The sequence below is a fragment of the Ruminococcus flavefaciens AE3010 genome (assembly GCF_000526795.1).
Classification (GTDB): Bacteria; Bacillota; Clostridia; order Oscillospirales; family Ruminococcaceae; genus Ruminococcus; species Ruminococcus flavefaciens_D.
Genome location: NZ_JAGT01000001.1, coordinates 3,402,585 through 3,427,145, shown reverse-complemented (window position 1 = coordinate 3,427,145; position 24,561 = coordinate 3,402,585). Strand labels below are relative to the sequence as shown.

The window sequence follows — 24,561 nt, the reverse complement described above, 5'->3', positions numbered from 1 at the left end:
GCAGTTTACTGCAAATTGCTACATTATTCCAAAGGTATTGACATTTAATTGACAAACGTGTAAAATAGTAATGTATGAGTTTTTATAACGCTATTTTCCGCAGATTATTCAGACAGCTCATATCTGCGTTTTTATAATAAATGAATTAATTAAAGGGTGGTATATTTGGTATTCAGCAGCCTGAAATTTATTTTCATATTCCTGCCTGTTTTTATGATAGCTTATTCGCTGCCGGCCATTGGTCTGAAAGACGATCCCAAAACAGCGACACAGTACAGAAACTTCGTTATATTCGCGGGAAGTGTGCTTTTCTACAGCTTCGGCGTAAAAAAGCCCGTATATATCCTGCTGTTCCTGCTGACCGTTATGCTGAACTTCATAGTCGCGCAGTTCATCGAAAACAGCCGCTACCTGAGAAAGCTGTGGCTCACATTCGGTGTCCTGTTCAACTTCTGGTGGCTTATCTTCTTCAAGTACTGGTCATTCGGCACTGAGAACATCAATCACTTCTTCCATCAGAGCTTTACCGTAAAGGATATAATCCTCCCCATAGGTATAAGCTTTTATACATTCCAGAACGTCTCCTACATCATTGACGTTTACCGCAAAAAGGCAAAAGCCGAGAAGAACCTCGTCAATTACGGCGCTTACATAAGCATGTTCCCCCAGCTCATTGCAGGTCCTATCGTTACCTTCGACCACGTTGCAAAGGAGCTCAGAAGCCGCACACACACCATTCAGAAGGTGGAGGACGGTCTCAAGACCTTCACTATCGGTCTGGGCTACAAGGTTCTCATTGCCAATCAGATAGGCGGACTCTGGAGCGATATTTCCGCCATAGGCTATGAGAGCATATCCTCAAAGCTTGCGTGGCTGGGTATATTCGCTTACTCATTCCAGCTCTATTTCGACTTCTGCGGCTATTCCCTCATGGCAATAGGTCTCGGCAGGATAATGGGCTTTGAGCTCCCGAGAAACTTCGATCATCCCTATATGTCACTGACAATGACCGAGTTCTGGCGCCGCTGGCACATGACTCTGGGCTCATGGTTCAAGGACTACATCTATATCCCTCTGGGCGGCAACCGCAAGGGTGACGGACGCATGGTGTTCAATATGCTGATTGTCTGGCTCTTCACAGGTCTGTGGCACGGCGCAAGCTGGAACTTCGTACTGTGGGGACTGGTGCTCTTCCTTATCATCATGTCCGAAAAGTTCTGGACAGGCAAGGTGCTGAACAAGGTCAAGCCTCTCGGTCACCTGTATATGCTCCTGATAATACCGCTGACATGGCTGCTGTTCGCCATTACGGACTTCCATGAGCTGGGTATATACTTCAAGAGACTTATCCCGTTCCTGCCCCAGAAGACCTACGCGGTAATGGAGAACGACTATGTGGAATACTGGACTAAATACTGGAAATACTTCGCACTGGGCCTCCTTTTCTCCACAAGGATACCCGAGTTCATCTACAAGAAAATGAAAAATTCCATTATCACAGCCCTCGCTCTCTTAGCAGTATTCTGGATGGCTGTATACTGTATGGTCAAGGGTCTGGACGACCCGTTCATGTATTTCAGATTTTAAGGAGAAGATAAAGTGAACAAGTTCAAACAATTCGTATACACGCTGCTGCTGCTTTTCACATGCTTTGTGGCTTCGCCCTATATTTACAAGCAGATATGGAAGAGCAGCAAGGTGGTAGACTCCCCCAAGGCTTCCGCAAAGGAGACTGACACCGAAGCTCAGCAGACAGAAGAAAAGGCAACTGACGCTCCTGCGGACAGTACCACAGAGCCTCAGCCCACATCAGAGGGCGAAACAGCTGCTCCTGTTGAGGACGAGCCTACAGAGCCCACTACCTCACCTGTTGACTGGGTACAGAGCGACGCTTCATACTTCAATGACGCCCTGTTCATAGGCGATTCCCGTACAGTGGGCATACGTGATTACGGTACTCTGAAAAACGCCCAGTACTACTGCGATAAGGGTCTTTCATCATATCAGATAGACAAATCCTACGTTGACGGCAAGACCATATGGGACTTCCTCAGCGGTAAGAAGTTCGGCAAGATATACGTTATGCTGGGCATAAACGAGGTTGGCAACGACATAGAGTACACCACCTCCGCTTACAGGAAGCTCATTGACGGTCTCCGCGAAAAACAGCCCGACGCTATCATATACCTTGAGGGCAACCTCCATGTTGCCACATACGCTCAGACCTCTGCTATCACAAATGAGCGCATAGATATTCTCAACAGCAATATACAGGGGCTTGCAGACAACAAAAAAGACCTTCTATATCAATGTTAACGGCATCTTCGACGACGGCACGGGAGCTCTCCCTGCCGAGGACACCAGCGACGGCATTCACGTTTATGCAAAGCATTACGCTACATGGTGCGACTGGCTCTGTCAAAACACCGTTGCACCTGCTGCCCCGGCAGCAACAGAGGCTGCCAAGGCAGATACTACAGAATCTGCCACATATACCTCTGAGCCTGCAACAACGGCTCGTCCCCAGAACGAAAGCTTCTCAAATCAGTGATATCCATACCGAAAGGAGTAAAACATGGCAGAACTAAAAGTAGGATATAAAGGCAAAACTGTATATAATTCAACATTTACCATTCTGGAATTCCTCGGCGGCGGCGGACAGGGAAATGTCTACAGAGTCGAGTGCGGCGGCAAGGAAATGGCGCTGAAATGGTATCACAAGTCCACTATCGACAAAATGAAGAATCCCCAGGAATTCTACGAAAACCTGAAAGCCAACATAAAAAAGGGTGCTCCCACTGCCGCTTTTCTCTGGCCTGAGGAGCTCTCCAACTGGATAGACGGCAGCTTCGGCTATATCATGCCCCTCCGTCCCAATGGCTATGAGGAGCTGACACGCTTCCTGCTGTGGGACCCCAAGACACGCCGCATGAAGGCAAGCTTCGCCAATATCACAGCACGCTGCAATGCCGCTATCAATATCATTGAGGGCTTCCGCGCTCTCCACAATGACGGCTACAGCTATCAGGACCTGAACAACGGCAACTTTTTCATAAATCCTCAGAACGGCGATGTGCTCATCTGCGACAACGACAATGTTTCCGAGCGCGGTGTTAACTTCGGCATAGCAGGCAAACAGCGCTATATGGCTCCCGAGGTTGTTCTCGGCGGAGCTCCCGACAAGCGCTCAGACCGCTTCTCGCTGGCAGTTATCCTCTTCCGTATGCTGTTCATCGAGCACCCGCTGGAGGGCAAGTACTCCACTCCCCCATGCATGACGCCTGAGCTGGAGAAGAAGTTCTACGGCACCGACCCTGTATTTGTTCTCGACCCCGAGGACGACCGCAATGCCGCAAACAATCAGCTCAACACCAACACTCTCCGCTTCTGGAAGATTTATCCCGACTATATCCGCGACCTCTTCGTGCAGTCCTTCGGAAAGAGCTCCGTTAAGCCGCCCTATGACCGAGTTATCGAGCTCACATGGCTCGACGCCTTTGTAAAGCTGAGAAGCGAGACTGTTCCCTGCCCTCACTGCGGCAAGGAGACATTCATCGCTCCCAAATACTCCGTGAACTGTATGTACTGCGGCGGTCAGCTCACCTGCACCGAGAGCATCAAATTCAAGCGCTTTGAGCTGCCCTCATTCGGCGGAGCTAAGCTCTACGAGGGCATGACAGGCGATACCGACGGGGACTTCCACAAGGTCATCGGCGAGGTAGTCCGCAACAAGAAGGACCCCAGCAAGCATGCCCTGCGCAATCTTACCAACGACACATGGAGCGTAAAGCTCCCCGACAATACGGTCAAGACCGTAGACCCCAACGGCATTATGCCAATAAACAAGGGCTTTGTCCTCACTATCGGCAGAAGCGAGGGTACTGTAGAATAAACAAAAAACCGAAACAGGTCTACTGTTTCGGTTTTTTTGTAGGGGACGCCGCCCTCGGCGTCCCGCGTCTTTCCGTTAAATTTGTCGGGCTGATGCGGGCATCAGCCCCCTACGATTTATGATACATTTCACTACTCCAATGATAATGAGTATGGGAGCTGCTATTATCAGCAGCAAGCCCGCTTTTTCGATTATACTCATATCCTTGAAGATGCTTTCAGAGATGAATATCGCAGTGGGAGCGTCTGCGCCGCCGATAATGCCTATGCTTTCGGTTTTATAAGAAGTGAGCATACTTATTATCCCACATATCACACGTATATTAACGAGCAGTCCAACTGCAAGGAATATGACACCCATTAATAAAAAAATATTTCCTTTATTCTTCTTCATTATTTATTGTGTGTTTTGATATAAATTCTCATGATAGCCTTTGTCTATCAACGCTTTCTTTATTATGTCTAAGTTTCCATTTGTCCTTACAACTGTATACCCAACTGTTAATAATGCATTATTAACAAAGCTATCTCGTTCTTTTCTATCTTCTTTATTATGACTATTATCGTCGAGTTCCAAAAGCATAATAACTTTCATATTATCGACAATTGCAAAATCAATGTGTTTTGATTTAATTTTACCGAAATACTTCATAAATTCTTTTCCCGCTTTATTTGTATCAACCTCAATTAAATCTGCAAGCCTTATCTTTGCAAGTATTTGTAAATTTAAAGGAGCAATAATTTCTTTTAGATTATTGTAAAAATAGTATTCATTTTTTGTGAGTATATATTTTTTCTTGTATGGAAAAAAATTATCTGGTGTTTCCTCATCATTTTGCATATCCTCTTTTTTTTGAATTTCCTCATTGTTTTTTGTTTTTTCAATTTCTTCCTGTTTTTTTACTGGAGTATCAAATGTCTTTGGTCGTCTCGAAAGTATTAAAACAATTATTCCTATGATAATTACTGTTAAAAGTGTTTTATCCATTTTGGTATCCCCCTTTTATAAAAAATATCTAATGGATTATCATCTTATTAATATCTATATTATTCTTCTTCCTCGTCTTCTTCATCGTCATCGTCGGTGGGAAGAACTTCGATTATTACCTTTTCAACGTTCTGCTCATTGACCTCGGCAGCCGTTATGCGGAAGATACCGCTCTCGGCAGTCTCGCCTGCTTCGGGGATATGCTCCATAACATCAGTCACCCAACCGCCTACAGAGGTATAGTCCGTGGTTATCATGTCCTCGTCAAGGTCAAGCATTTCCAGCATATCGCTTATGCTCATATCGCCTGCCACCTCGTATTTATCGGGAGCAAGCATCATTATATTGGTCTCGATCTCGTCGTCCTCGTCGTATATCTCGCCAACCAGCTCCTCGATGATATCCTCAAGGGTAACGATACCCTTAGTGCCGCCGTACTGGTCGATGACTACGGCAAGATGTACCTTTGAGCGCTGCATATCCCGCATAGCCTCGCTTATGAGCTTGGTATCGGCAATGTGGGGTACCTCCTGTATTATGGAGTTCACATCGGTACCGCCCTCAACAAGCATTTTGAAGAAGGCTTTATTTGTAATGATTCCCACGATATTGTCAAGACTCTTCTCATAGACGGGCAGACGGGAGTACATCTCGGTGCTGAAAAGCTCCTTTATCTCGTCGATAGTAGAGCCAAGCTCAACGCCTATGACCTTTACACGGGGGATAAGTATCTCGTTTATGGTTATCTCATCAAATTCAAGAGCACTTTTCACAAGCTCGCTCTCCTGCTCCTCGATAACGCCCTGCTCCTCTATCTCGTCTATCATGTATTTCAGCTCGTCTTCGGTCACGCTGGGAGCTTCATCGCCCTTGGATACAAGGGACGAAAGCTTGTTGAGCAGCCACACAAATGGCTTGAACACCGCAACGAGAAACGACAGGGGCGCTGCAAATGCAAGTGCCAGTTTCTCGGCGTTTTTCTTGGCGTAGGACTTTGGGAGCACCTCGCAGAATATGAGCACCAGCACTGTTATCACTATCGTTGAAAGCGCAGGACCCTTAGCGCCCACAAGCTTGATGAATATAAGAGTGCTTACAGATGAAGTTGCTATATTGACGATATTATTGCCGATAAGAACTGCCGTGAGCACCTCATCAAAGCGGTTTGCAAGTCTGAGAGCCTTTTTGGCTTTTTTGCTGCCCTGAGCTTCATAATTTTTCAGACGGAGCTTGTTCACGCTTGAATAGGCGGTCTCGGTACCCGAAAACAGTGCTGAAAACACCATCATGGCAATGACAAGAACTATCTTCCATATATCTGAACTGTCCATAGAATTCCTTTCCTTAATATATATAATGTTTTTATTATATCATATATGTGGGAATAATGCAAGTAGTTATTAGTGAGTAGTGAGTAGAAAGTAGTGTAGGGGCGGATATTATCCGCCCGCGCCTGATAATGCAATCAACATGATACGCTTTGTAGGGGCTGGCGTCCTCGACAGCCCGTGTTCATATCATCAAAGTTTACGGGCGGCGAAACGGCGCCCCTACAATTTATTACGCATTACGAATTACGCATTACGCATTGAAATGGCTTTTCAGTTTCAACACATAAGCTCCCGAATTGTGATAGAATTTACACATAAAATTCTCAAAAACATTACATTTGCCGCAAATTAATATCACAAAGGGTGAATATAATATAATCACAGGCTGAGGGAGGACCTCAGATAAAGAAATAAATGTAAAGGAACGTGGAACATATGAGTGATTACAATTACAATTATAATAATCAGCAGGACCCCAACAATAACAACAACGGGGCAAATTATACAGGCTTCAGCACAGACAGCACTGAGGCTCCCAAGAAGCAGAAGAAGCACACAGTTCTGAAGACTGCCGCTTTCATTATGGCTATGGCATTGGTCTCAGCAGGCTCTATCGGTGCATACCGCTACTTCGCAGGTGAAAGCTTTACAGGCGGCTCACTCGTTGAGGAGCTTGAAGACGACGCTGAAAGCTCAACCAAGGAAGCTACAAAGAAGCTCCTCGCTTCAAAGGCTGTAAGCCTTATCAAGACAGAAGATGTGGGCGGCAATGTTCTCTCCAATGAGGAGATCGTTGAAAAGGTGCTCCCCTCTGTAGTCGGGATCGAGTCCTCATTTACCACTGAGCAGACTATCGGCAATGATTTCAGCGACTTCGAGGACTTCTTTGACTTCGGCTTTGGTTTCGGAAACGGCTTCGGCGGCGGCAGCGGCAGAAACAGCGAGCCTGTTACCAGAGAATACAAGGGCACAGGTACAGGCGTTATCATATCGGACAACGGCTACATCGTAACAAACGCTCACGTTATCTACGACAGCGAGTACGGCGGCGGCGAGGCTTCAAGCGTTTCTGTAGTTCTTGACAACGACAAGACATATGACGCTGAGGTGATCGGCTACGATACAGACTGCGACCTTGCAGTCCTCAAAATTGACGAAACAGGTCTCACAGCTGCCGAATTCGGCAACAGCGACGAGCTGAAACTGGGCGAATCCGTTATCGCTATCGGAAATCCTCTGGGCTTTGAGCTCATGGACACCGTTACAGGCGGTATGATCTCGGGTCTTAACAGAAATATCACCATCAACAACAAGGCTATGAACCTTATCCAGACCGATGCCGCTATCAACTCAGGCAACTCGGGCGGTCCCCTTATCAACAAATACGGTCAGGTCATCGGTATAAACTCTTCAAAGATGTCATCATCTTATTCTTCATCGGGAGCTTCCATTGAGGGTATCGGCTTCGCTATCCCCTCAAACGAGACAGCTTCTATCATTGACGACCTTATGAAGTACGGCTACGTTACAGGCAAGCCCCAGCTTGGTATCAGCGCTCAGAACGTATCTGAGGCAACAGCAAAGATGTACGACTGGCCTGTTGGTATCTACATCTATTCCGTAAACAAGGACAGTGCTGCTGAAAAGGCAGGTCTCAGAAAGGGCGATATCATCGTTAAGGTAGACGATAAGAAGGTCACCACGTCTGATGAACTGGTTGCACAGCTGAATACTCATTCTGCAGGCGATGAGATCGAGATCACATTCGTAAGAGACGAAGAGGAAAAGTCTGTCAAGGTAACTCTCGACGAAAAGGTAGTTGAGGAGCAGTCAAAGGAAGAAGAGACCACAAAGAGCAAGCCTAAGAAGGACAGCAAGGCTGAGGAAGAAAACGACGAACAGGACGACGCTGAGGAAGAAATCGACGAACAGGACGACGCTAAGGAAGAAGAGGACGAGAAGCAGTCCGCTAAGAAGTCCAAGGCAGACAAGGCTGAAAAAGCCGAAAAGAACGACAAGGCTGACAAGTCCGACGAGTCTGAGGGCGAGGAATAAGCCAGCTCAACAACAAAAATCACTTTCATTACTCCTTCATATAAAATAATAACGGCAAAAAGCTCCCCGATATGGGGAGCTTTGCTGTTTTGTCATATTAGTGAGTAGAAAATAGAATTGCAGGGACGACCATTGGTCGTCCCTGTTGTAATTGACATTTGTGTTTGCGGACGCGCAATGCGCGTCCCTACACATGGATTCATCATATTTGCATCGTTACCTGCGGGCGGCGGAACGCTGCCCCTACAATGTATTCATTTTATTTATTGCGTAATTGGCGGGACGTCGAGGACGCCGTCCCCTACAAAAAATGAGGGCGCACAATGTGCGCCCTTAAAATTACTTTCTGAATGCTGCGATAGACTGCTCTATTTTTGCCATTTTCTCCTCAGCCTTTGCAAGCTTTGCCTTTTCAGCATCTATGAGCTGTGCTGGAGCCTTTGCGATAAAGCCCTGATTATTAAGCTTTCCGCTGAGGAAGTCTATATCCTTCTGAACCTTTGCTTTTTCCTTTTCGAGACGTGCTATCTCCTTTTCCTTGTCAACAAGCTCGTCCATAGGAATGAAGATACGTGCGGAATCTGTAACTGCATTGGCAGAATCGGGGATATCGAACTTGTCCCCTGTCTCAACTGCGGAAGCGGAAGCAAGCTTCTCAAAGAATACTGCGCAGGAATTGAAGAGCTCCTTGTCGGCTGTCTCGATAAAGAGCTTAGCCTTTACCGACGGAGGTACGTTCATTTCTGTACGTGTATTTCTTACAGCCTTGATAGCTGAGATTATCTTCTCGAATGCCTTCTCCTCGGCTGTGAAGTCGATAGAAGCGTCGTATGTGGGATAAGTCTCAAGGATGATCATGGACTTCTCGTTATTGAGTACCTGCCATATCTCCTCAGTGATGAACGGCATGAATGGGTGGAGGAGCTTCAGCATGCCCTGCATAGCCCATACAAGAACTGCCTGAGCCTTTGCCATTGTTTCGCCGCCTGCCTGTATACGGGGCTTTGTGAGCTCGATATACCAGTCGCAGAATACGTCCCAGATAAAGTCGTATATCTTCTGTGAAGCAACGCCAAGCTCGTACTTGTCCAGATTCTCGCCAACTTCCTTAGCAAGCTGATTGAACTTGTTTACCAGCCACTTGTCCTCTAATTCAAGCTCTGTGGGAAGTCCTTTGAACTCAAAGCCCTCGGGGAGATTCATCATGATGAAACGTGAAGCGTTCCAGAGCTTGTTTGCGAAGTTACGGGCAGCCTTTACCTTGTCGTCGATATAACGCATATCGTTTCCGGGTGAGTTACCTGTAGCAAGCATGAAGCGGAGAGCGTCAGCGCCGTACTCGTTGATGACTTCAAGGGGGTCGATGCCGTTGCCCAGAGACTTGGACATCTTGCGTCCCTGTGCGTCACGTACAAGTCCGTGGATAAGAACTGTATCGAAAGGTACCTTGCCCATGTTCTCCAGACCGCTGAACATCATTCTGATTACCCAGAAGAAGATGATATCATAGCCTGTTACAAGGGTATTTGTGGGGTAGAAGTACTTTAAGTCCTCTGTGTTCTCAGGCCAGCCCAGTGTTGAGAAAGGCCAGAGTGCAGAGCTGAACCATGTATCGAGAGTATCGGGGTCCTGTCTCATGGGCTTGCCGCACTTAGGACAAACTGCGCTGCTCTCCTTGGTTACCACCATTTCGCCGCAGGCGTCGCAGTAGAATGCAGGTATCTGATGTCCCCACCAGATCTGACGGGAGATGCACCAGTCCTTGATGTTTTCAAGCCAGTGGAAGTATATCTTGTCGAAACGCTCGGGTACGAACTTTGTATCGCCGTTCTTAACAGCAGCAATTGCAGGCTCTGCAAGGGGCTTCATCTTAACGAACCACTGTGTTGATACCTTTGGCTCAACTGTAGTGCCGCAGCGGTAGCAGGTACCTACGTTATGGCTGTAGTCCTCTATCTTAACGAGAGCGCCCTCAGCTTCAAGGTCTTCAACTATCTTCTTGCGAGCCTCGTAGCGGTCCATGCCTGCGTATGCAGGGTAATCGTCAACGATAGTGGCGTCGTCGTTCATTACATTGATAACGGGAAGATTATGGCGGAGACCTACCTCGAAGTCGTTAGGGTCGTGCGCAGGAGTGATCTTAACTACGCCTGTACCGAAGTCCATTTCAACGTAATCGTCAGCAACTATCGGTATCTCTCTGTGAACGAGCGGAAGTATTACTGTCTTGCCAACAAGGTCTGTGTAGCGCTCGTCCTTTGGATTTACTGCAACAGCTGTATCGCCGAGAAGTGTCTCTGGACGTGTGGTAGCAAGCTCAAGATAGCCGTCACTGTCCTTTATCTTATAGCGAAGGTGCCAGAAATGACCTGCCTGATCCTCATAAGTTACCTCAGCGTCTGAAAGTGAGGTGCGGCACTTGGGGCACCAGTTGATTATACGCTCGCCTCTGTAGATAAGGCCTTTTTCGTAGTACTTTATAAATACTTCCTTTACAGCCTTTGAGCAGCCCTCGTCCATAGTAAAGCGCTCGCGTGACCAGTCGCAGGAAGAGCCCAGCTTTTTCAGCTGCTCAACGATACGTCCGCCGTACTGCTTTTTCCACTCCCATGCACGCTTCATGAAGCCCTCTCTGCCCAGGTCTTCCTTGGTAACGCCTTCCTTGCGCATAGCCTCAACTATCTTAGCCTCAGTTGCGATAGCTGCGTGGTCTGTACCCGGGAGCCACAGTGCGCTGTAGCCGCTCATACGCTTCCAGCGGATAAGGATATCCTGTAATGTCTCATCGAGGGCGTGTCCCATGTGGAGCTGTCCTGTGATGTTCGGAGGTGGGATAACTATAGTGTAGGGCGTTTTCTTCGGGTCAGCCTCTGCACGGAAGCAGCCCTTGTCGTTCCATGCGGCATAGATACGGTCCTCGAAGTCCTTTGGATCGTAAGCCTTTGCAAGTTCCTTTGCCATCGTGATCAATTCTCCTTTAGAAATCATTTTTTCGATCATGAGTTGAGAGTTGAAAGTGGAGAGTTGAAAGTTATTGTATCTGCTTACGCAGATCTATTTAAATACTCCGTCTTTGACGGTACCATAACTCTCAATTCTCAACTCTGAACTCTCAACTTACAATAAATAAAAAAGTCCGCCAAAGCCGTCTATTCGGCTCAGGGCGAACTAATGTCCGTGTTACCACCTGAATTCGGGAGCTTTCTCCCGCACTCTGCGAGGTCACAAAACCTCCTCCCCTGTAACGTGAGGAACACGCCGCATACTACTGAGCCTAAGCCGTTGGCACGCGAAGCTCCGAAGCTACTTCCGCAGGTCCGTCATACTGCCTTTCACCGTGCGGCAGCTCTCTGAAAATCGGGGATCCTGAGTACTCCTCTTCATCATCGCCTTTGATACTTTATTATTATACATGATAAATCCGCATTTGTCAAGCCCCCAAAAACCTTTAGCCATGAGCCTTTAGCCGTTAGCTTGTAGGGGCTGCCTTTGGCAGCCCGCAAGCCACAATGAGATCAGCGCGGGCGGATAGATCCGCCCCTACTTAGTTCTTAGCTCTTAGTTCTTAACTGCTAAAGGCTTAAAAATGCCCGTAAAAAAAATCGAATTTCCCCTTGCGTTTCGTCCCAAACTATGATATAATGTATGTATCTATGTTTGAAAGGATTTGAAACTATGATAATACTTGACGAACTCAGAGTCGAAATGACAGGCTACCGCAAGGAAATGGCGGAGCTTGCAGACGTTCTGAATATAGAAAACGCCAAAAAGCGCGTTGAGGAGCTTGGCGAGGAAACTGCAAAGGAGGGCTTCTGGGACGACCTTGAAAACTCACAGAAGGTCCTGAAAGAGCAGAAGGCTCTTGAAAGAAAGATCGAACACTACAACAAGCTCAATGCAAACCTCGAGGATATCATCACTCTTATCGAGCTCTCTATCGAGGCTGACGACGAGAGCGACATCGAGGAGATAAAAAAGGAGTCCGACGCTTTCAAGACCAAGCTTGAGGACGAAAAGCTGGCTACTCTCCTTACAGGCGAGTACGACAACTCAAACGCTATCCTCACATTCCACGCAGGTGCAGGCGGCACAGAGGCTCAGGACTGGGCAGAGATGCTCTACCGTATGTACAACCGCTGGGCTGAGCGCCACGAGTTCAAGGTGGAGCTCCTTGACTACCTTGACGGCGATGAAGCAGGCATGAAGTCCGCTTCTATCCTCATTGAGGGCGAAAACGCATACGGCTATATGAAGTCCGAGTCAGGCGTTCACAGACTTGTCCGCGTATCTCCATTTGACGCACAGGGACGCAGACACACATCATTTGCAGCTCTTGAAGTTATGCCCGAACTTGACGACTCTATCGAAGTTGATATCCGTCCCGAGGACATCGAAATGGAAGTTTACCGTTCAAGCGGTGCAGGCGGTCAGAAGGTAAACAAGACCAGCTCCGCTGTACGTCTTATCCATAAGCCCACAGGTATCGTTGTTTCCTGTCAGACTCAGCGAAGCCAGTACCAGAACAAGGACTACGCCATGAAGATGCTCCGTTCAAAGCTCATTGAGATCAAGGAGCGCGAGCACCTTGAAAAGATCGAGGATATCAAGGGCGTTCAGAACCAGATCGCATGGGGCTCACAGATACGTTCTTATGTATTCATGCCCTATACTCTCGTTAAGGACACACGTACAGGCTTTGAAAACGGCAATATACAGGCTGTTATGGACGGTGACATAGACGGCTTCATAAATGCATACCTGAAGTCGCTCTCACACGGAACACTGGAAAAGTAAGCTGACGGCTTTGCTGATACTTTTAGGGGATATATATGAAAAAGTTTCTGAAGGTCTTTTCCGTTATTGCAGTCATCGCAGTCGCTTTGGCCTGCTCCACATATTTCTTTCTGCCATCGGTCTTCTATGGCTACGTCTATCCGTTCAGCCGTATAAAGGGAAACATAACGCTTATTATAGACGGCAGGGACGTGCCCCTCTCAGACTGTGAGATCATCTGCGAACACAGTCAGGAATCCGAACATGTTCGTGTGAAAGGGAACAGTATAAAAAGCCGCGCAGGCAAGTACGGCGGATACAACTACACGCTCCAATACGAAGATACAGAAGTACGTTTCTATGTCTATCAGGCGAATTGCTGGAACTGCGCCGATTTTGACCTGAACTTCAATGTTCTTACATCAAAGAATGTGGTGACCTGCACAGGCACCTGCACATACCTGAGCGAAAACGGCTACGCTCCTGCCTCCCACAAAACACATAGTATCGACCAGACCGCCACTCTTGACTACAAAGAGAGTCCATATGGATTCTGTATTTTATCGGTATAAATATTTAAGGGACAGATACACTGCGTTCTGTCCCTTTTTATTGTCACTGCAGACGACACCACAACTCTCAACTCAGAACACACTTGTAAGAAGCGGCGTTTCGCCGCTTTTCAGCATTTCAAGCATATCGCGGAGCTCTGCAAGCTCCGCCGCCATTTCGTCCTCCTCGTTCTCCGCAAGGTGAACTATCCGCGAGCACAGGCGGTCTATCTCAATGAGCCTGTCGTATTTCAGCAGCACGGAGGCTCCCTCACGGAAGCTCTCCCAGTCAGCGTTAAGCTCCCGAGCCATATGGGTAACGCTCTCGGTATCGCCCATTTCCGCAAGCTCATGTATCAGGTCTACCTCTGAAAGCATGGCGTTACAGCGGCGGTTCACCCAAAAGCTTGAAAATATGCTTATCCCTATAAGCAGCAGCAGAATGGCTGCGCTTATCTTAACTCTTGTCATTTTTATCACCTATAGTCAGTATTTTCGGCGGTGTTCCCTGCTTATCGGCTATATAGCAGCTCCCGCTGCTGTCGGCAGTCATAATGAACACGTCATCTGCCGCAATACCGCAGCCTTTCAGCACTGTCTCCACACAGCTCCTGCTGAGCTTCAAGGACTCCATAGCCTGCGGAATGAACCTGCCGTCGGATATTATAAGCACGGGCGGGTCGCTGCACTCCGCCGAGAGCTTCAAATCGCGCCTTGTGGGATTATCCAGCAGCTGCTTCTTCATTACGGAAACGCTGCCCGTGGTCTCCACTATAGCGCACTGCACCTCGCTCAGGTCAAATATCTCCTGTCCTCTCAGCGCCATGAGCAGGTCGTCCACCGAGAAGCGCAGCTCCCGCATAATATCACGCTCTATACAGCCGTTTCGTATGATTATCTTGGGACTTCCCGATATGAGCCGCCTGAGCTTTGGAAAGCGCAGATTTATCCACGACACCATGACCTCAAAGCAGACCAGCGCAAGTATGGGCGTGACACCCACTATTACGGGGATATTCACGTCCTCGATCGGCAGAGTGGCGATATTTGAGACAAGTATGGTTATGACAAGCTCAGAGGGCTGGAGCTCTCCGAGCTGCCGCTTGCCCATAAGTCTCACGGCAAATATGACCAGAACGTAGAGTATAATGGAACGTATAAGTATAACACACATAAAAACAGCTCCTTTGCAGCTATTGTGCCGCAAAGGAGCATTTATATACATTATTTCATCAATAGCATTGGTCAGTCCGCAAAACGGCTGTTGTACTCCTGATAAGCCTTGACTATGATATCCGCGCAGAGCTCATCCCCAAGCTCGGCACTGTTAAGGCAAAGGGAATACTGTTCCTTGTCCTGCCAGCCCTTTCCTGTATTCACATTATAAAAAGTCTCGCGGCGCTTATCTGCCTTTTTCAGTACAGACTCAGCCTTGTTTTCTTCAACGCCGTATTCCTTTATGGCTCGCTTGATGCGGTAATCGTGGTCCGCATAGATATAGACGCTGAAGCAGCCCTTGTCCTCTAAGATATAGTTGCCGCATCTGCCAACAAGCACGAAGCTCTTTTCACTGTCTGCTATCTCATTTATGATACGGCTCTCCATGATGAAGACCTTATCTGAGAGAGGGAGATTCTCCTCCATAGTTCTTGCGGGATTAGCCGAAAGCAGCAGCGAATAAAGGAAGCTGGTAGGAACGTTTTCCTCGGCGCTTTCAAGATTTTTCATGGCAATACCGCATCTCTCGGCTGTCATTTTCAGTATCTGACGATTATAGCAGTTGATACCAAGCTTTTCAGCAACAAGATTACCGATGACGCTTCCGCCGCTTCCGTATTGTCGTTCAATTGTTATGATAGTTTTTTTCATCGGTGTTTCCTCCAAATACATAAAATATTATTTAAACTTTGATAAAACAAGCACAATAATATTATATCACATTTTGCACATATTTCAAGCAATAGCGGAATAACAATTGTCTAAAAACGATATTTCTATGTTTTCAACAATTTGACTCAGCCTGATTTGTGCATTATATTATACAAATCCGGCAGGGCAATAAAAAAATCTCCCGCTGATAAGTCAACGGGAGATCGTATTACTTTACTGTTTGAACTGTGTCAGTCTGAGATCAAACGCAGCCCTGAGCCTTCATAGCCTCAGCAACCTTGAGGAAGCCTGCAATGTTAGCGCCTGCCATGTAGTTGCCAGCCATGCCGTACTCCTTAGCAGCCTCATCGCAAGCCTTGAAGATAGACTTCATGATGCCGTGGAGCTTCTCGTCAACCTCTTCAAATGTCCAGCTGAGTCTCTCGCTGTTCTGGCTCATTTCGAGACCTGATGTAGCAACACCGCCTGCGTTTGCAGCCTTAGCAGGACCATAGAGAACGCCGTTTGAAAGGTATGTCTCGATAGCCTCAGGAGTTGAAGGCATGTTAGCGCCTTCAGCTACAGCGTAACCGCCGTTAGCAACGATAGCCTTAGCACCGTCACCGTTGATCTCGTTCTGTGTAGCGCAAGGAAGTGCGATGTCAAGCTTGATATCACCTGCGTTGCACTTGAGTGTCCAAACGCTGCCCTCGTGATACTCAGCATTCTTGTGTGAAGATCTGCCAACATATTCCTTGATACGTCCGCGCTCAACCTCCTTGATCTGCTTAACGAGATCAAGATCGATTCCGTCGGGATCGTAGATATAACCGTTAGAGTCTGAAACTGTAACTACCTTAGCGCCGTACTGAGTAGCCTTCTCTGTAGCGTAGATAGCAACGTTACCTGAACCTGAGATAACAACTGTCTGACCCTTGAAGCTCTTGCCGTTAGCAGCGAGCATCTCGTTTGTGAAGTAGCAGAGACCGTAGCCTGTTGCCTCTGTTCTTGCGAGTGAACCGCCGTATGTAAGGCCCTTACCTGTGAGAACGCCAACGAACTCGTTGCGGATCCTCTTGTACTGACCGAACATGAAGCCGATCTCTCTTGCGCCTGTTCCGATATCACCTGCAGGAACGTCGCAGTCAGCGCCGATGTGCTTGCAGAGCTCTGTCATGAAGCTCTGGCAGAAACGCATGATCTCTCCGTCGCTCTTGCCCTTGGGGTCGAAGTCGGAACCGCCCTTACCGCCGCCCATAGGCAGTGTTGTAAGGCTGTTCTTGAATACCTGCTCGAAACCGAGGAACTTGATGATTCCGAGATATACTGATGGGTGAAGTCTGATACCGCCCTTGTAAGGTCCGATAGCAGAGTTGAACTGGATTCTGAAGCCTCTGTTTACCTGTACCTTGCCGTTGTCGTCAACCCAAGGAACACGGAACATGATCTGTCTCTCAGGCTCAACGATTCTATCGAAAACGCCTGCATCGATAAGGTCCTGTCTCTTCTCAGCAACGGGCTGGAGAGTCTCAAGAACCTCTGTAACAGCCTGGATAAACTCAGGCTCGCCGGGATTTCTCTTCTTAACTGTTTCTAAAAGATCGATAAGATACTGATTTTTTAACGCCATTGTTAAAAAACCTCCTTTACAAAATTCTGCGTCACGCGCAGTTCACGATTAATTATAGCACTACATTCTGCATTTTGCAATACCCTAAAGCGTTGAAATTTTATTTTTTCTTTAATTTGTGCCTGCTGCACAAATCAGGCAGTCGCTTTTTATCTATATTTTCCATATTTTTGTAGGACTTCATAATTATTCTGTACTGCTTTTGTGAGATATGGTTTACTGTTAAGAACTTAGAACTTAGAGCTAAGAGCTAAGAATTCGGGCAATATAACCGTACAAAATCAAATAACCTTGTGTAGAGGCGCCGTTTCGGCGCCCGTTGGCAGCGATAAAATGAACATTGTCACATATATTTTTCATGATAATTGTATTGTCAGTCATACACTGACGGCGGAACGGCGGGGCGTCGTTCCCTACAAACTAATGTCTAACGGCTGACGGGAGCCCGAGGGCGGGCTCCCCTACAGGCTAACGGCTCGGGCGGATAATATCCGCCCCTACTCACTGATATCGTCAGTTATAGACTGAGTCTATAACATATAATAGCTTCTTTTTATTAGATTTCTACATTTTCTGTATTGATTTTATCAGGAAAATAAGATATAATATATTATACTGCAAAATCAATTTGTCAGGAGGGGATCTAATGCTAAAGGCAATATGCTCCTCGAAGGAGCTCACCGCCAACAGCTACTACGACTGCGTAAAAGATATAATCGGCTGTGAACAGGTGCAGGAGCTCAGGTCTATCACCCACCATATATCCACAACGAGATTCCAGCACTGTGTGAACGTTTCCTACTATACTTATGTGGTATGCAGGAAATTCAGGCTAAACGCCCGTTCCGCCGCAAGAGCAGGACTTCTCCACGACCTCTTCTACTACGACCGCAAGGAGTACAACGCAGAAAAGCAGAAAGGTCAGGCTTCCCACAGCGAGAACCACGCTATGCTCGCCTGCGCAAATGCCAGAGAGATAACAAAGATCTCGGGGCTTGAAAGAGACATGATCGAAAAGCATATGTGGCCCGTGACCAGACCCATGCCGAAATACAAAGAAACATACATAATCACAATTATCGACAAATACTGTGCCCTGCTGGAATTCTGTGTGCCGAAGGTTCAGCGCATAATCCGCAGAAAAGTGCAGTAATATATATAACGGAGGTATCCTACAATGAAGATCGAAACCAAATGCCTGCACGCAGGCTACACACCAAAGAATACTGAGCCAAGAGTTGTCCCCATCGTCCAGAGCACTACTTACGTTTACGACTCAACAGACGATGTTGCCGCAGTATTCGATGATCCCACCAAGAGCCTTATATATTCGCGCTTTGAGAACCCCACAGTCATGGCTGTCGAGGACAAGATAGCCGCACTTGAGGGCGGTATCGGCGCTATGTGTACCTCCAGCGGTCAGGCAGCTTCCCTGCTCTCCCTGCTCAACATCTTAAAGGCAGGCGACAGCTTCATTTCAGCTGCTACTATCTACGGCGGTACAGTCAATCTTTTCGCTTACACGCTGAAAAAGCTCGGAATCGAATGTATTTTTGTTGACGCAGACGCTCCCGAATCGGAGATAAGAGCTGCTTTCAAGCCTAACACAAAGGCAGTTTTCGGCGAAACTCTCGCTAATCCCGCACTCACTGTATTCGATATCGAGAAGTTCGCCAAGATAGCTCACGAAAACGGCGTTCCACTCATCATCGACAACACCTTCCCCACCCCTATCCTTTGCAGACCTTTCGAGTTCGGCGCGGATATCGTTATCCACTCCACAACAAAGTACATGGACGGTCATGCGGTTCAGGGCGGCGGAGTTATCGTTGATTCAGGCAACTTCGACTGGACAAACGGCAAGTTCCCAGAGTTCACAGAGCCCGACGAGAGCTACCACGGAACTATATACACAAAGACCTACGGCAAGGCTGCTTACATAATCAAGGCAAGAATGCAGCTCATGAGAGACTTCGGCTGCTATCCTTCCGCACAGTCCGCATTCTACCTCAATCTCGGTCTGGAGACTCTCCATATCCGTATGAAGGAGTACTGCGCAAATGCTATGAAGGTAGCTGAATACCTCGAAGCAAACGAGCACGTTGAGTCCGTAAACTACCCCGGTCTTGCAAGCAACAAGTACCACGAGCTTGCAAAGAAGTACCTCCCCGACGGTACAAGCGGCGTTATCTCATTCATCATCAAGGGCGGCAGGAACACAGCTGTCAAGTTCATGGATTCGCTGAAGCTTGCTTCCAACGAGGTTCACGTTGCCGATATCCGTACATGTGTACTTCACCCCGCAAGCGCTACTCACCGTCAGCTCTCTGATGAACAGCTCATCGCAGCAGGCATCAACGGCGGTCTCGTAAGACTCTCCGTAGGACTCGAAAATGTTGAGGATATCCTCGACGACCTCAAACAGGCATTTGCAGCTCTCGATTAAGCACTACATCCCAGCACTGTACCTACAATTATACATTCAACGAGCCACAAAAAGAGGTAATAATCATGAGAACTATAATAGTATATTCATCACAGACAGGCTTCACTAAAAAATACGCAGAATGGCTGGCAGAAAAGCTGGGCGCCGAGATAATGACATTCAAGGACGCTCACAAAAAGGACGATAAGTACTTCGACCAATATGACGCCATAATCTATGGCGGCTGGGTCGCTGTTGAAAAGATACACAAGGCTGACTGGTTCACCAGCAGGATAGACAAATGGCACGGCAAAAAGCTTGCCATGTTCTGCGTAGGCGCAAGCCCTGCGAGATATTCGGGAGTTGACAATCTCCTGAATAAGTCCCTTACCGACGAGCAGAAAAAGTTCGCAAAGGTATTCTACTGCGAGGGCGGGCTCAATTACGAAAAGATGTCCCTCAGCTCAAAAATGCTCATGAAGACCTTTGCTGCAATGCTCAACGGCAAAAAAGACAAGACACCCGATGAGATCGCAATGGCAGAGCACGTTTCAAAGTCAGGCGACTACACCGACAAGAAGTTCATCGAGCCCATAGCGGCTTACATAACACAGTAACAAAAAATCCCACACCTTTACGGTGTGGGATTTTTATTCAGTCTTTTCTGAAAAGCTCTCTGAGAACCATTGCTCCGCCTGCGGCAGTCAAGCCGAACATTACAATGAATGTAAATGCGCTGGAGCTGATCCAGTGGAGATGTGTGGTCATCATTACACTGAGCAGAACTATTATGATGCCTATTGAAAGCACTACCCAGCCGAATATCTTCTTCTCCATGAGGAATAACATTCCTATACCTATGATTATCGGCAGCATTATAAGTCCGTTGGGAAGTCCGAAGCCGCCTATCCTGAAAAACGAGCCGCCGTAGCCCCATGAGCTGGTGACCTCGATATTCTGGAATATCATAAACAGTCCGCCGCCCAGAAGAAGAAGTCCTATGAAGAATGACAGCAGTCTGTTTCCCTCGCTCTTGTTTGAAGCACGGGCGCTGTCCCTTGTTTCAAGGAGCTCCTTGTACATTCTATCAAGCTCTTTGTCTTTGTTGTTTTTTGGCATAATACCGCCCCCCTATATCAATATTACGAATTTATTATACATTAAACAGCAGTAATTGTCAAGTATATCACCCCAAATATCATCTCATTTTCATTTTTTCAAAATACCCCTTGACAAACCATAAAACATGGTATATAATAAATCGAAAATGATTATCAAATTCAAATATGAGAGGTTGTTCAAATGTTTTCCGTACGCAGACTTTTTTCGATTACAATCACCGCAGCTCTTGCGGCTTTTATATTCACAGGCTGCGCAGACAGCAATGCTGCCAGAAAGGACGGCAAGCTCAGTATAGTCTGCACCACTTTCTCGGAGTACGACTGGACAAAGAATATAATAGGCGATACCGACAGCGCTGAGATAACATATCTCCTCGGCAGCGGTATAGACCTCCACAACTATCAGCCCACTGCACAGGATATACTGACCATTTCCAACTGCGACCTGCTCATGTACGTAGGCGGCGAGTCCGAGAGCTGGGTCACCGATACTCTTCAGGACGCCCGGAATAAGGATATGAAGATACTCAGGCTCTTCGACGTTCTCGGTCAGAGCGTCAAGGAAGAGGAGCTGAAGGAGGGCATGGAGCCCGAGGAAGAGGAAGAAGAGGGCGAAGAGGAAGGTCCCGAGTACGACGAGCACGTATGGCTGTCAGTAAAGAATGCAGAGGTCATCTGCAGGGCTATCTGCGACTCACTCTGTGAGAAAGACCCCGACAATGCGGCTAAGTACCGCGCTAATCTGGATTCCTACGAGGCAGAGCTGAAAGCTCTCGATACGGGCTTTGCTGAAATGGCTGCTGCTGCTAAAACAAGGACAGTGCTTTTCGGGGACAGATTCCCCTTCCGCTATCTGGTTGACGACTACGGCATCGACTATTACGCAGCATTCGTGGGCTGCTCAGCAGAAACTGCCGCAAGCTTCGAGACTATCGCAAAGCTTTCCGAAAAGGTGAACGAGCTCGGCCTTGATACAGTTTTCATCATCGAAAACTCAGACGATTCCATTGCAAAGTCCATAATCGCCAATTCAAAGAAAAAGGACATATCGATCGAAAAGCTCAATTCGCTCCAGTCCGTAACAGCAAAGGACATAAACAGCGGAGCCGCATATATTTCCCTTATGAACGAAAATCTTGAAACTTTGAAGAGGGTGCTTGATAAATGAGTGCACTGCTTAAATGCGAGAATGTCTCTCTCGGCTATGAGGGCGACGTTATCGCCAAAAATCTGAACTTCACCGTCAGCAGCGGCGATTACCTATGTATCGTCGGTGAGAACGGCTCGGGAAAGAGCACGCTGATAAAGGCTCTTCTCGGACTGAAGCCTCCCGTCAGCGGCAGCATCGAGCTCTGCGGCGGCATGGGCAAAAATGAGATAGGATACCTTCCGCAGCAGACTATGGTGCAGAGGGACTTCCCCGCCTCCGTGCGCGAGATAGTCCTCTCAGGCTGTATGAACCGCTGCGGACTTCGTCCGTTTTACAGCAAAGAGGAAAAAAAGCTTGCCCACGACATGATGCGCAGGCTTGAGATAGAGCCCCTCACCAAGCGCTGCTACAGGGAGCTCTCGGGCGGTCAGCAGCAGCGTGTGCTCCTTGCAAGAGCCCTCTGCGCCGCAAGGAAGATGATACTCCTTGACGAGCCCGTAACAGGTCTCGACCCAAAGGCTACCAACGAGATGTACGAGCTCATAGCGGGTCTCAACAAAAAGGACAACATAACCGTTATCATGGTCTCACACGATATGAACGCCGCTGTGAGATATGCGTCACATATACTCCATATCGGCGGAAAACAGCTGTTCTTCGGCACGAAAGAGGACTACATGACCAGCAAGATAGGTCAGGCTTTCCTCTCTGTTATGGGAGGTGAGGAGGATGAGTGATATGTTCTCGGAGCTTGGCAGATACTTCGCAATGCCCACCGTGCGGTATGCTCTTATAGTGGGACTTCTTATCGCACTGTGCTCCTCGCTTTTGGGCGTAACACTGGTAATGAAGCGCTTCTCATTCATCGGCGACGGACTCTCACACGTAGCCTTCGGCGCTATGGCTGTAGCTACTATTACGGGAGTCACAAACAATATGCTCATCATCATGCCCGTTACTGTATGCTCTGCGGTGCTCCTGCTGAGAACCGGCAGCAATACCAAGATAAAGGGCGACGCCGCTATCGCCATGATATCCGTGGGAGCTCTGGCACTGGGCTATATGCTCATGAACATTGCCGCTCAGAGCGGCAGCGGACGCACCTCGGGCAATGTCACCGCCGATGTGTGCAGTACCCTCTTCGGCTCAACGGCAATACTTACCCTGACTCTTTCAGATGTGTGGATATGCGTGGGAATGTCGGTAATAGTTATCGCAGTGTTCCTCATATTCTACAATAAGATATTCGCCGTCACCTTTGACGAGAGCTTCGCAAAGGCTACGGGCATACGCTCGGACCTTTACAATCTGCTCATCGCAGTTGTCATAGCCATGATAATCGTCATTGCTATGAACTTCGTGGGCTCACTGCTCATATCCGCGCTGATAATCTTCCCTGCACTGTCGGCCATGCGCGTTTTCAAGAGCTTCCGCAGCGTTATCATCTGCTCGGTGATAATATCTGTGCTCTGCGCATTCTTCGGCATCATAATCTCCATACTTGCAGGTACTCCTGTGGGCTCTACTATCGTTTCGGCAGATATAATCGTATTTTTCATATTCTGTCTCACTTCATTCATATTAAGGAGAGGAAAATAAATGAAAAAAATTGCAGTAGCCGTTATTTTATGCTTATGCACAGCCCTTTTCTTCGGCTGCGGCAATAGTCAGCAGAGCTCGGGCAGCAGCTCCGAGAGCACGAAAAACAGCTCCTCGGACGAGTTTGACATCGACCTTACAAAAATGAGCAGTACCATGGTCTACAGCACTGTTTACAGCATGATGATGGCTCCCGACGACTATGTGGGAAAGACCGTCAAGGTAACAGGCAACTTCAACGAGTATAAGGACGAATCCACCGGCAAGACCTATTATTCGGTGCTCATCTCCGACGCCACCGCCTGCTGTCAGCAGGGAATGGAATTCGATATGGGCAGCGGCTACAGCGACTATCCTCCCGAAAACGCCCTTATTACCGTTACGGGTACATTTGAGACCTACATGGAGGGAAAGGCAAAATACTGCCAGCTTGCAAAAGCTACCCTCAAACGTGAATGAGCAAAAAGCACAAAACACTTCCCCTTTGTGGAAGTGTTTTTTTTGCCAAAATTTCCTTACATCTTGACAAGCTGTTCCAAAATGTGCTATCATTAAATTTGTACAGTCTAATGTATTAATATAAATAAAGAGGAGGTTGCGCTATGGAAACCATTAACGAGATCGCAGCACGTATCCGTGAGCTGCGTGAGGTGTGCGACTACACACAGGAAAAGCTTGCAGAGGAGCTTGGTCTATCAGTCCAGCAGTATGCAGGCTATGAAGAAAACGGTGACTTTCCTATAAGCGTCATCTATGAGATTGCAAACAAATTCGGAGTCGATTTCAATGAGCTCGTCACAGGCGAACCCAGCCGTATCGACACTTTCCAGGTCGTCCGCCGCGGTAAGGGCAGAAGCATAAGCCGCTATCCCGGCTACCGCTTCAAGGATCTCGCTTTCCGCTATGCCGATAAGGTGATGCAGCCGCTTCTTGTTACACTTGAACCCTCAGACGAGCCCGCAAAGCTGGTCAGCCACTCGGGACAGGAGTTCAACCTTGTGCTCAAGGGCAGTATAGCTGTTACATTTGAAGATCAGGAGATAATCCTCAACGAGGGCGATTCCATATACTTCAACCCCACATATCTCCACGGACAGCGCTGCGTAGGTGACAGCAAGGCAAGATTCCTCACAATGATCGCTGAATAAAAGCCGCTTTTGGGCAAATAAAAAGGAGTT

General features: G+C 47.7%; 24 protein-coding genes and 1 other annotated feature. Of the genes, 15 read left to right on the top strand and 9 right to left on the bottom strand.

Annotated features, from left to right (window positions below):
* Window positions 1-165 precede the first annotated feature (165 nt).
* From N774_RS0115115 to N774_RS0115105, 4 genes are read left to right on the top strand one after another with little or no spacing between them, the layout of a single operon-like run.
* On the top strand, window positions 166-1,587 hold the full coding sequence (locus N774_RS0115115; RefSeq protein ID WP_024862044.1) for an MBOAT family O-acyltransferase: 1,422 nt from the start codon (window positions 166-168) through the stop codon (window positions 1,585-1,587).
* Window positions 1,588-1,599: 12 nt separating this feature from the next.
* Window positions 1,600-2,316, top strand: coding sequence for a GDSL-type esterase/lipase family protein (locus N774_RS18485; RefSeq protein WP_051463409.1), 717 nt, complete (start codon window positions 1,600-1,602; stop codon window positions 2,314-2,316).
* The gene (locus N774_RS18480; protein WP_051463408.1) at window positions 2,279-2,551 is read left to right on the top strand and encodes a hypothetical protein; all 273 of its coding nucleotides are present in this window, start codon (window positions 2,279-2,281) and stop codon (window positions 2,549-2,551) included. Before N774_RS18485 ends, N774_RS18480 begins: the two co-directional genes overlap by 38 nt.
* A 24-nt stretch (window positions 2,552-2,575) precedes the next feature.
* A complete protein-coding gene (locus tag N774_RS0115105; protein ID WP_024862043.1) occupies window positions 2,576-3,892 on the top strand; it encodes a protein kinase domain-containing protein in 1,317 nt (438 codons plus the stop codon).
* Window positions 3,893-3,967: 75 nt separating this feature from the next.
* Here N774_RS0115105 and N774_RS0115100 read toward each other — a convergent pair whose 3' ends face one another.
* The 3 genes from N774_RS0115100 to N774_RS0115090 are packed head-to-tail and all read right to left on the bottom strand — an operon-like array spanning window position 3,968 to window position 6,210.
* Window positions 3,968-4,252, bottom strand: coding sequence for a hypothetical protein (locus N774_RS0115100; RefSeq protein WP_024862042.1), 285 nt, complete (start codon window positions 4,250-4,252; stop codon window positions 3,968-3,970).
* A 36-nt stretch (window positions 4,253-4,288) separates the two neighbouring features.
* A complete protein-coding gene (locus N774_RS18475; RefSeq protein ID WP_024862041.1) occupies window positions 4,289-4,879 on the bottom strand; it encodes a DUF2726 domain-containing protein in 591 nt (196 codons plus the stop codon).
* Between the two features lie 59 nt (window positions 4,880-4,938).
* Window positions 4,939-6,210, bottom strand: a complete 1,272-nt coding sequence (locus N774_RS0115090; protein WP_024862040.1) for a hemolysin family protein — start codon at window positions 6,208-6,210, stop codon at window positions 4,939-4,941.
* 435 nt (window positions 6,211-6,645) lie between these two features.
* Here N774_RS0115090 and N774_RS0115085 point away from each other — a divergent pair, with 435 nt between their 5' ends.
* Window positions 6,646-8,265, top strand: coding sequence for a S1C family serine protease (locus N774_RS0115085; RefSeq protein ID WP_024862039.1), 1,620 nt, complete (start codon window positions 6,646-6,648; stop codon window positions 8,263-8,265).
* A 339-nt stretch (window positions 8,266-8,604) separates the two neighbouring features.
* Here N774_RS0115085 and N774_RS0115080 read toward each other — a convergent pair whose 3' ends face one another.
* A complete protein-coding gene (locus tag N774_RS0115080) occupies window positions 8,605-11,226 on the bottom strand; it encodes a valine--tRNA ligase (RefSeq protein ID WP_024862038.1) in 2,622 nt (873 codons plus the stop codon).
* 195 nt (window positions 11,227-11,421) lie between these two features.
* Window positions 11,422-11,661 (bottom strand) — a binding site (T-box leader).
* 279 nt (window positions 11,662-11,940) lie between these two features.
* Here N774_RS0115080 and prfB point away from each other — a divergent pair.
* The gene (gene prfB / locus N774_RS0115075; RefSeq protein WP_024862037.1) at window positions 11,941-13,059 is read left to right on the top strand and encodes a peptide chain release factor 2; all 1,119 of its coding nucleotides are present in this window, start codon (window positions 11,941-11,943) and stop codon (window positions 13,057-13,059) included.
* A 35-nt stretch (window positions 13,060-13,094) separates the two neighbouring features.
* Window positions 13,095-13,610 (top strand): hypothetical protein, encoded by a 516-nt coding sequence (locus N774_RS0115070; protein ID WP_024862036.1) that lies wholly within the window; start codon window positions 13,095-13,097, stop codon window positions 13,608-13,610.
* A gap of 72 nt (window positions 13,611-13,682) precedes the next feature.
* On the opposite strand, the gene N774_RS0115065 is transcribed toward N774_RS0115070, so the two are convergent.
* From N774_RS0115065 to gdhA, 4 genes are all read right to left on the bottom strand, one after another.
* Entirely contained in the window at window positions 13,683-14,060 is a 378-nt protein-coding gene (locus tag N774_RS0115065; protein ID WP_024862035.1) for a DUF4363 family protein, read from the bottom strand.
* Window positions 14,047-14,763: a DUF421 domain-containing protein gene (locus tag N774_RS0115060; protein ID WP_024862034.1), complete on the bottom strand. Its 717-nt coding sequence runs from the start codon at window positions 14,761-14,763 to the stop codon at window positions 14,047-14,049. The genes N774_RS0115065 and N774_RS0115060 overlap by 14 nt, the downstream gene beginning before the upstream one ends.
* A 71-nt stretch (window positions 14,764-14,834) precedes the next feature.
* Entirely contained in the window at window positions 14,835-15,458 is a 624-nt protein-coding gene (locus N774_RS0115055; RefSeq protein WP_024862033.1) for an AAA family ATPase, read from the bottom strand.
* A 262-nt stretch (window positions 15,459-15,720) separates the two neighbouring features.
* Window positions 15,721-17,088 carry an NADP-specific glutamate dehydrogenase gene (gene gdhA, locus N774_RS0115050; RefSeq protein ID WP_024862032.1) on the bottom strand — a complete coding sequence of 456 codons (1,368 nt, stop codon included), beginning with the start codon at window positions 17,086-17,088 and terminating at the stop codon, window positions 15,721-15,723.
* A 646-nt stretch (window positions 17,089-17,734) separates the two neighbouring features.
* Between gdhA and N774_RS0115045 the strand changes: the two genes are divergently transcribed.
* The 3 genes from N774_RS0115045 to N774_RS0115035 all read left to right on the top strand — a co-directional run bounded on the left by N774_RS0115045 (window position 17,735) and on the right by N774_RS0115035 (window position 20,130).
* Window positions 17,735-18,241: an HD domain-containing protein gene (locus tag N774_RS0115045; RefSeq protein WP_024862031.1), complete on the top strand. Its 507-nt coding sequence runs from the start codon at window positions 17,735-17,737 to the stop codon at window positions 18,239-18,241.
* Window positions 18,242-18,265: 24 nt separating this feature from the next.
* A complete protein-coding gene (locus tag N774_RS0115040; RefSeq protein ID WP_024862030.1) occupies window positions 18,266-19,534 on the top strand; it encodes an O-acetylhomoserine aminocarboxypropyltransferase/cysteine synthase family protein in 1,269 nt (422 codons plus the stop codon).
* Window positions 19,535-19,599: 65 nt separating this feature from the next.
* Window positions 19,600-20,130, top strand: coding sequence for a flavodoxin domain-containing protein (locus N774_RS0115035; protein ID WP_024862029.1), 531 nt, complete (start codon window positions 19,600-19,602; stop codon window positions 20,128-20,130).
* A gap of 37 nt (window positions 20,131-20,167) precedes the next feature.
* Here N774_RS0115035 and N774_RS0115030 read toward each other — a convergent pair whose 3' ends face one another.
* Complete coding sequence (locus tag N774_RS0115030; RefSeq protein ID WP_024862028.1) at window positions 20,168-20,632, bottom strand: hypothetical protein; 465 nt, start codon at window positions 20,630-20,632, stop codon at window positions 20,168-20,170.
* 183 nt (window positions 20,633-20,815) lie between these two features.
* Here N774_RS0115030 and N774_RS0115025 point away from each other — a divergent pair, with 183 nt between their 5' ends.
* The 5 genes from N774_RS0115025 (at window position 20,816) to N774_RS0115005 (ending at window position 24,531) form a co-directional block, all read left to right on the top strand.
* Window positions 20,816-21,802: a metal ABC transporter substrate-binding protein gene (locus tag N774_RS0115025; RefSeq protein WP_024862027.1), complete on the top strand. Its 987-nt coding sequence runs from the start codon at window positions 20,816-20,818 to the stop codon at window positions 21,800-21,802.
* Window positions 21,799-22,521 carry a metal ABC transporter ATP-binding protein gene (locus N774_RS0115020; RefSeq protein WP_024862026.1) on the top strand — a complete coding sequence of 241 codons (723 nt, stop codon included), beginning with the start codon at window positions 21,799-21,801 and terminating at the stop codon, window positions 22,519-22,521. Before N774_RS0115025 ends, N774_RS0115020 begins: the two co-directional genes overlap by 4 nt.
* Window positions 22,514-23,383, top strand: coding sequence for a metal ABC transporter permease (locus N774_RS0115015; protein WP_024862025.1), 870 nt, complete (start codon window positions 22,514-22,516; stop codon window positions 23,381-23,383). Before N774_RS0115020 ends, N774_RS0115015 begins: the two co-directional genes overlap by 8 nt.
* The gene (locus tag N774_RS0115010; RefSeq protein WP_024862024.1) at window positions 23,384-23,842 is read left to right on the top strand and encodes a hypothetical protein; all 459 of its coding nucleotides are present in this window, start codon (window positions 23,384-23,386) and stop codon (window positions 23,840-23,842) included.
* A gap of 143 nt (window positions 23,843-23,985) precedes the next feature.
* On the top strand, window positions 23,986-24,531 hold the full coding sequence (locus N774_RS0115005; protein ID WP_024862023.1) for a helix-turn-helix domain-containing protein: 546 nt from the start codon (window positions 23,986-23,988) through the stop codon (window positions 24,529-24,531).
* Window positions 24,532-24,561: the final 30 nt, after the last annotated feature.

Excerpts from the sequence above, each read along its gene's own strand:
- N774_RS0115105 (WP_024862043.1), top strand. The coding sequence starts at position 2,576 with ATGGCAGAACTAAAAGTAGGATATAAAGGCAAAACTGTATATAATTCA.
- N774_RS0115100 (WP_024862042.1), bottom strand. The coding sequence starts at position 4,252 with ATGGGTGTCATATTCCTTGCAGTTGGACTGCTCGTTAATATACGTGTG.
- N774_RS18475 (WP_024862041.1), bottom strand. The coding sequence starts at position 4,879 with ATGGATAAAACACTTTTAACAGTAATTATCATAGGAATAATTGTTTTA.
- N774_RS0115090 (WP_024862040.1), bottom strand. The coding sequence starts at position 6,210 with ATGGACAGTTCAGATATATGGAAGATAGTTCTTGTCATTGCCATGATG.
- N774_RS0115085 (WP_024862039.1), top strand. The coding sequence starts at position 6,646 with ATGAGTGATTACAATTACAATTATAATAATCAGCAGGACCCCAACAAT.
- N774_RS0115080 (WP_024862038.1), bottom strand. The coding sequence starts at position 11,226 with ATGGCAAAGGAACTTGCAAAGGCTTACGATCCAAAGGACTTCGAGGAC.
- prfB (WP_024862037.1), top strand. The coding sequence starts at position 11,941 with ATGATAATACTTGACGAACTCAGAGTCGAAATGACAGGCTACCGCAAG.
- N774_RS0115070 (WP_024862036.1), top strand. The coding sequence starts at position 13,095 with ATGAAAAAGTTTCTGAAGGTCTTTTCCGTTATTGCAGTCATCGCAGTC.
- N774_RS0115065 (WP_024862035.1), bottom strand. The coding sequence starts at position 14,060 with ATGACAAGAGTTAAGATAAGCGCAGCCATTCTGCTGCTGCTTATAGGG.
- N774_RS0115060 (WP_024862034.1), bottom strand. The coding sequence starts at position 14,763 with ATGTGTGTTATACTTATACGTTCCATTATACTCTACGTTCTGGTCATA.
- N774_RS0115055 (WP_024862033.1), bottom strand. The coding sequence starts at position 15,458 with ATGAAAAAAACTATCATAACAATTGAACGACAATACGGAAGCGGCGGA.
- gdhA (WP_024862032.1), bottom strand. The coding sequence starts at position 17,088 with ATGGCGTTAAAAAATCAGTATCTTATCGATCTTTTAGAAACAGTTAAG.
- N774_RS0115045 (WP_024862031.1), top strand. The coding sequence starts at position 17,735 with ATGCTAAAGGCAATATGCTCCTCGAAGGAGCTCACCGCCAACAGCTAC.
- N774_RS0115040 (WP_024862030.1), top strand. The coding sequence starts at position 18,266 with ATGAAGATCGAAACCAAATGCCTGCACGCAGGCTACACACCAAAGAAT.
- N774_RS0115035 (WP_024862029.1), top strand. The coding sequence starts at position 19,600 with ATGAGAACTATAATAGTATATTCATCACAGACAGGCTTCACTAAAAAA.
- N774_RS0115030 (WP_024862028.1), bottom strand. The coding sequence starts at position 20,632 with ATGCCAAAAAACAACAAAGACAAAGAGCTTGATAGAATGTACAAGGAG.
- N774_RS0115025 (WP_024862027.1), top strand. The coding sequence starts at position 20,816 with ATGTTTTCCGTACGCAGACTTTTTTCGATTACAATCACCGCAGCTCTT.
- N774_RS0115020 (WP_024862026.1), top strand. The coding sequence starts at position 21,799 with ATGAGTGCACTGCTTAAATGCGAGAATGTCTCTCTCGGCTATGAGGGC.
- N774_RS0115015 (WP_024862025.1), top strand. The coding sequence starts at position 22,514 with ATGAGTGATATGTTCTCGGAGCTTGGCAGATACTTCGCAATGCCCACC.
- N774_RS0115010 (WP_024862024.1), top strand. The coding sequence starts at position 23,384 with ATGAAAAAAATTGCAGTAGCCGTTATTTTATGCTTATGCACAGCCCTT.
- N774_RS0115005 (WP_024862023.1), top strand. The coding sequence starts at position 23,986 with ATGGAAACCATTAACGAGATCGCAGCACGTATCCGTGAGCTGCGTGAG.